The sequence below is a fragment of the Thermococcus sp. genome, assembly GCF_026991495.1.
GTDB lineage: Archaea > Methanobacteriota_B > Thermococci > Thermococcales > Thermococcaceae > Thermococcus.
In genome coordinates this window covers 1-5622 of the sequence record NZ_JALXBJ010000046.1, presented here as the reverse complement: position 1 = coordinate 5622, position 5622 = coordinate 1, and the positions used below count along the sequence as shown (strand labels likewise).

Below are 5622 nucleotides of genomic sequence, written 5' to 3'. Positions count from 1 at the left end.
TTTTTCTTTTGAAAGCCTTGCCCTTTGGGGCGGGGATGCAATAAACCACCCAAAAGCCATCAAGCGAGAAAGCAAACCATTTTAAAACCCAAAGACAATACCATACTTTGAAATGAAACAAACAGTAACCATAAAACTCCAGCTGAGCAAAGAACAAGAGAAAACCCTCTTCGAGTTAGCCGATACTGGAGCTAAAGCTTGGAACCGAGTAAACTATCTAAGACGACAACAATTCTTCAAAGAACAAATCGTGGACTTTAACAAGACTGAAAAGATAGTTTACGAAGAATTCAAGAAGGAAATCGGTTCCGCAACCGTTCAGCAAATTTGTAGGAAGAACGCCGAAGCTTGGAGGAGCTTCTTCTCACTCTTAAGGAACAAGAGGAACAGAGAACTACCAGAATGGTTCAACCCCAAACCCCCAAACTACTTGAAGGACGATGAGAAGAGAAAACCATTAATCATCCTCAGAAACGACCAGTACAAGATTGCCGGGAATACGCTCATTCTAAAAGGCCTCGGCAAGTTCAAACGCTTGGAAGTCCAGTTTAAAGGCAGAATACACTTGAAGGGGAAGCAAGGGAGATTAGAACTCACCTACGACCCAATCAAGAGAAAATGGTATGCTCACGTTAGCATCACCGTCGAGGAGAAGCTAATCAATGGTGAGTGGGTTAAAGTTCCAAGACAGCCTTTGGGCAACCTTTCAGCGGGAATTGACTTGGGAGTGAATAATTTAATGGCCGTTTATGTCGAGAACGGTGAAAGCTTCCTCGTGAATGGAAGACCGTTAAAGAGTATTGACTTCTACTTTAGGAAGGTCATCGCTGACTACCAGTCAAAACTCAACAAGAGTGGAGCAAAGAACAGTAGAAAACTCAAAGCCCTCCACCAAAAAGCTAAGCTTCAGGCGAAGCACTACATTAACACTGCCGTGAGACAAACCCTCGAAAGGCTTTATCAATTGGGCGTTAGCAGAATTGTCGTTGGTTATCCCAAGGGCATCAGTAGGAATTCTAATAGGGGAGCGAGGCAGAATTTTCTCCTCTCTCACGTTTGGCGTTTTAACACGATGATTCAACGCTTGAAGGAAGTTGCGGGAGAGTATGGTATTCAAGTTGAGGTCGTTGATGAGGCTTTCACTTCGAAAACTTGTCCCGTTTGCGGGAAGCTTCACTATGGGGCAAGGTTTGTTCGTGGTTTGTTTAAGTGTCCCGTGACGGGGCTTGTGTTTAATGCTGACTTGGTTGGTGCTTTTAACATTTTGAAGAAGGTTGCTAAAACCATAACCCCGAGTCTGAGCGGGTTTTACGCTCAGAGGAGGGGTAATTGGCCTAAGACCGGGCCGGAGGGGTCGAAGACCCGCTTTGAGTTGGGTTTGAATGAGACCCCTCAAACCTCCCCGCCCTTAGCGAGGGGTTAGTTCGTTGGAACCCTCGCCCTTCAGGGCGGGGAGGAGGTCAGATGCCGTCACCTTTTTATACCGTACTTCCTACCTCCTGATGGGAGAGACATGTACATCGAGCACGCACCGAGTCCCGTTACATTTGGAGCCCTCCTCGTCGTCTATTACTTCTCCATCCCGTTAGCCATCATAGCCTGGTACTGGAGGAGCTACAACTACATAAGAAAGGGCAGGTTCATGCTCAGGCGCCTTTTCCTGTACCTCCTCATAGGCGTTCTCCTGACCTCCCTCGCCTCCTACAAAATGGTCTCGATATACTTCTACATCCACTCCCCCGCGGATGGGGAGACCTGCATGAGCCCCTCCTGCATCTCCTCGTCCCCCCTGCTGAAGGAGTACCACGTGAAGGCCTCAAGTCTGAAGTCCCTCGGCGTTCCCTCCGCCGGCCCGATGACCCTCTACTGGGTCTACGATACTGGGATAAACACGACCCTCGAACTGCCCACCCTGATGAAGTACGTGGTCGTGGTCAGGCCCCTCCTGCTCGTCCCCTCGACGGAGGTCAGCGTCTACTACGTCTCCGGCGGAAGGGCCGTCCTCAGGAAAAAGTTCTATGTGACCTGGCCTTTTATGCCCGGTGGGGTTCTGACGAGGGAGCTCGGGGTGAGGTTCACCGTCTTGATGCCCCCCGGAAAAGGTGGACCAGGGGTTTAGCTCCCTGTCAAACCGAACGTTCTCATGCCCTCTAAGCCGGGTTCATGCCGGGGTTCTGAAGGAGGGGAGAGGGCGAGACCCTGGAAGATAATGACAGGATGGATACATTTGAAAACTTGACGTTTTGACGCGCCCTCTGGATCCTTTAACAAACTCTTGGTAAATTCTTTCTACATTCCTCCCTCCCGTTTTACTTTTCCCTGCGATTCCATACCATTCTGCCCCTGATTTCGGCAAACGGCTATCTGAATTTCGGCTTTCGACTAATTGGATTTCCTTGATCTGCTTTCGTCATCCGCCGGTTGTCACCTTGACAATCGCCGAAAAAAATTTAAGGGGATCCAACGTCTTCTCCGAGGAATTGGGTGGTTGCCATGCAGGTGGGCGAAGGATTTTTGAAGGAGCGCTACATTCCACTGCAGGCCTTTCGGGAGGAGCACGAGAAGTCCATCGAGAACCTTGAGGAGTTCTGGGCGGAGCAGGCGAAGGTCCTCGATTGGTTCAAGACCTGGGATAGGGTTTTAGACGACTCAAATGCCCCATTCTTCCGCTGGTTCGTTGGGAGCGAGCTGAACGCGAGCTACAACGCCCTCGACCGACACATAAAGGCCGGAAAGAGGAACAGGGCCGCCATAATCTGGGAGGGGGAAAAAGGAGAAACGAGAACCCTAACCTACTACGGGCTCTACCGCGAGGTTAACCGCTTCGCTTCCGTGCTGAAGAACCTCGGCGTCGGAAAGGGCGACAGGATTGTAATCTACATGCCCCTCGTCCCAGAAGTGGTTGTAGCCATGCTCGCCAGCGCGAGGATCGGGGCAATCCACAGCGTCGTCTTCTCCGGATTTTCAGCGGAGGCCTTAGCCACGAGGATAAACGACGCAAAAGCCAAGGTGGTAATCACCGCCGATTATCTTTACCGGCGTGGCAAAGCTCTGAACCTCAAGGAGATAGTTGACAAGGCGTTAGTCGGGACGCCGAGTGTCGAGAGCGTCGTCGTCCTCAAGAGGGGCTCCGATGAAGTCAGCATGGTCGAGGGGAGGGACTACTACTGGCACAACCTCCTTGAGGGGGCTGAAAAGTACGTTGAGCCCGTCCCGGTGGAGAGCAACCACCCGCTCTTCATCCTCTACACGAGCGGCACAACTGGAACGCCGAAGGGTATAGTCCATTCCACCGGCGGCTACCTCGTTTACGTTGCAAAGACGATGCAGTGGGCCTGGGGGATAAGGGAGGACGACCTCTTCTGGAACACCGCCGATGTCGGCTGGATAACCGGACACAGCTACCTCGTCTACGGGCCTCTGACGCTCGGCCTAACGGTTATGATGTACGAGGGAGCGCTCAACTATCCAAAGCCCGACAGGCCCTGGGAGATAATCGAGAAGCACGGAGTTACGATATTCTACACGGCTCCTACAGCGATAAGGATGCTCATGCGCTACGGCGATGAGTGGGTGAAGAAGCACGACCTCTCAAGCCTCCGCCTCCTTGGTTCCGTCGGCGAGCCGATCAACCCCGGCGCTTGGAAGTGGTACTACGAAGTCATCGGAGGGAAGCGCTGTCCCATCATCGACACATGGTGGCAGACAGAGACGGGCGGCTACATGATCTACCCATCGGCGGGAATACAGCTGCCGCCGCTCAAGCCCGGCTCCGCAACTTTCCCAGGGCTGGGGGTTGATGCCGATGTCTTTAACTCAGAGGGCAGGCCAGCTAAACCGAACGAGAGGGGTTTTCTGGTAATCAAGAAGCCCTGGCCCGGAATGCTCCTTGGAATCTGGGGGAACGACGAGCGCTACATTAGGACCTACTGGCAACGCTTCAGCAGACCTGATAAAGGAGTCTGGATTTACTACCCGGCCGACTACGCGATGAAGGACGACGAGGGCTACTTCTGGATATTCGGCAGGGCAGACGAGGTTCTCAACGTCTCCGGCCACAGGATTGGCACTGCCGAGATAGAGCACGCTTTAGTCCTCCACCCGGCCGTTGCCGAGGCGGCAGTAATAGGCAGGCCCGACGAGATAAAGGGTGAAGTGCCGGTTGCCTTCGTAATACTAAAGGCCGACTACGCCCCGACCGAGAGGCTGAAGGGTGAGCTGATAAACTACGTCAGGGAAACCCTCGGGCCGATAGCGGCTCCAGCCGAGGTCTTCTTCGTCAACAAACTGCCGAAGACGAGGAGCGGGAAGATAATGCGCCGTGTTCTCAAAGCCCTCGCAAGCGGAAAGAGCCTCGGCGACCTCTCAACGCTTGAGGACGAGGCGAGCGTTGAGGAGGTGAAGAAAGCACTTGAAGGCTTCGAGATGCGCTGAATGGCTTTTCTTTTACTTCTCCCGATTAGCCAAAAGAAAAGGGAAAAATCAGCATATCCTCGGCACGGGGTCGCCTTCGGGAGGCTCCATAAAGCGCTTCCCGCCGATTCCCGTCTCAAGGATGACCTTTCCTCTGTACTCCTCTATTACCTCGCCGATTATCGCGGCGTTTTTCCCCTTTTCGGTTTTCCTCATCGCTTCCAGTGCATCCTCTGCGTATTCTTTGGCAACAACCATCACCACCTTGCCCTCGTTGGCAACGTCGTATGGGCTTATGCCGAGCATCTCGCTCGCGGCCCTGACCTCCGGCCTTATCGGGATGTCATCTTCCCTCACGAGGATTCCAACGTTGCTCTTACGGGCAATTTCGTTGAGCGCATTGCTGAGCCCTGCCCTGGTGGGGTCTTTCATCGCGTGAATGTTCTCCCAGCCTATGGCATCTGCCACTGCTTTAACGACGTCCCATATTGGAGCGACGTCGCTCTTCAGTTCGGTCTCAAAGGCTATTCCCTCGCGGTGGCTCATCAGCGCTATACCGTGGTCTCCTATGGTCCCGCTGACGAGGACGATGTCCCCAACCTTAGCTCCGGCATCGCTTACCGGCTTTTCCGCAACCCCGATTCCTGCTGTAATTACGAACATCTCTATCGGGTCTTCAACCACCTTCGTATCCCCTGTAACTATCGGAACGGGGACTTCCCTGGCAGTTTCATCCATCGAGCGGAGAACTCTCTCAAGGATCTCCATATCGAGGCCTTCACCTATTATCATCGAGTTGGCTAACGCGAGCGGCTCCGCCCCCATGACGGCCAAGTCATTTGCTGTCCCGCTGACCGCTAAGCGGCCTATATCTCCGCCGGGGAAGAAGAGCGGTTTAACTGTGTGGCCGTCTATTGTGAAGACTATGTGCTTGTCCCCGAAGGGTATCGTTGCCCCGTCGTCTAGTGCGTCCAGCCCTATTCCTCCGGCGCTCTTGAGGGTAAGGGTCTTCAAGACAACGTCCCTCAAAAGCTCCTCCATTATTTCTCCACCGGCCCCGTGTTCGAGCTTTATCTTTTCCTCCATTTTCAACCCTCCAAAAGGCCCTTTTCTCGAAGGTAACCAACGGTAAAGCTGAGGAACTCCTCGGCGCGTTTGATCTGCTCAACGACAGTCTCGGGAGGAATATCCTCCTGAACGGAATAATCA

4 protein-coding genes are annotated in these 5622 nt (G+C 53.2%); 3 read left to right on the top strand and 1 reads right to left on the bottom strand.

Features of this window, described 5'->3' with window-relative positions; genetic code table 11:
• The first annotated feature begins 112 nt into the window (after positions 1 to 112).
• From MVB78_RS05820 to acs, 3 genes are all read left to right on the top strand, one after another.
• Positions 113 to 1423: a transposase gene (locus MVB78_RS05820; RefSeq protein WP_297489144.1), complete on the top strand. Its 1311-nt coding sequence runs from the start codon at positions 113 to 115 to the stop codon at positions 1421 to 1423.
• 90 nt (positions 1424 to 1513) lie between these two features.
• Positions 1514 to 2119: a hypothetical protein gene (locus MVB78_RS05815; RefSeq protein ID WP_297489141.1), complete on the top strand. Its 606-nt coding sequence runs from the start codon at positions 1514 to 1516 to the stop codon at positions 2117 to 2119.
• A 374-nt stretch (positions 2120 to 2493) separates the two neighbouring features.
• A complete protein-coding gene (gene acs, locus MVB78_RS05810; protein ID WP_297489138.1) occupies positions 2494 to 4434 on the top strand; it encodes an acetate--CoA ligase in 1941 nt (646 codons plus the stop codon).
• Positions 4435 to 4482: 48 nt separating this feature from the next.
• Here the strand turns inward: acs and hypE are convergent, their stop codons facing one another.
• A complete protein-coding gene (gene hypE / locus MVB78_RS05805) occupies positions 4483 to 5499 on the bottom strand; it encodes a hydrogenase expression/formation protein HypE (RefSeq protein WP_297489135.1) in 1017 nt (338 codons plus the stop codon).
• Positions 5500 to 5622 lie beyond the last annotated feature (123 nt).

Excerpts from the sequence above, each read along its gene's own strand:
- MVB78_RS05820 (WP_297489144.1), top strand. The coding sequence starts at position 113 with ATGAAACAAACAGTAACCATAAAACTCCAGCTGAGCAAAGAACAAGAG.
- MVB78_RS05815 (WP_297489141.1), top strand. The coding sequence starts at position 1,514 with ATGTACATCGAGCACGCACCGAGTCCCGTTACATTTGGAGCCCTCCTC.
- acs (WP_297489138.1), top strand. The coding sequence starts at position 2,494 with ATGCAGGTGGGCGAAGGATTTTTGAAGGAGCGCTACATTCCACTGCAG.
- hypE (WP_297489135.1), bottom strand. The coding sequence starts at position 5,499 with ATGGAGGAAAAGATAAAGCTCGAACACGGGGCCGGTGGAGAAATAATG.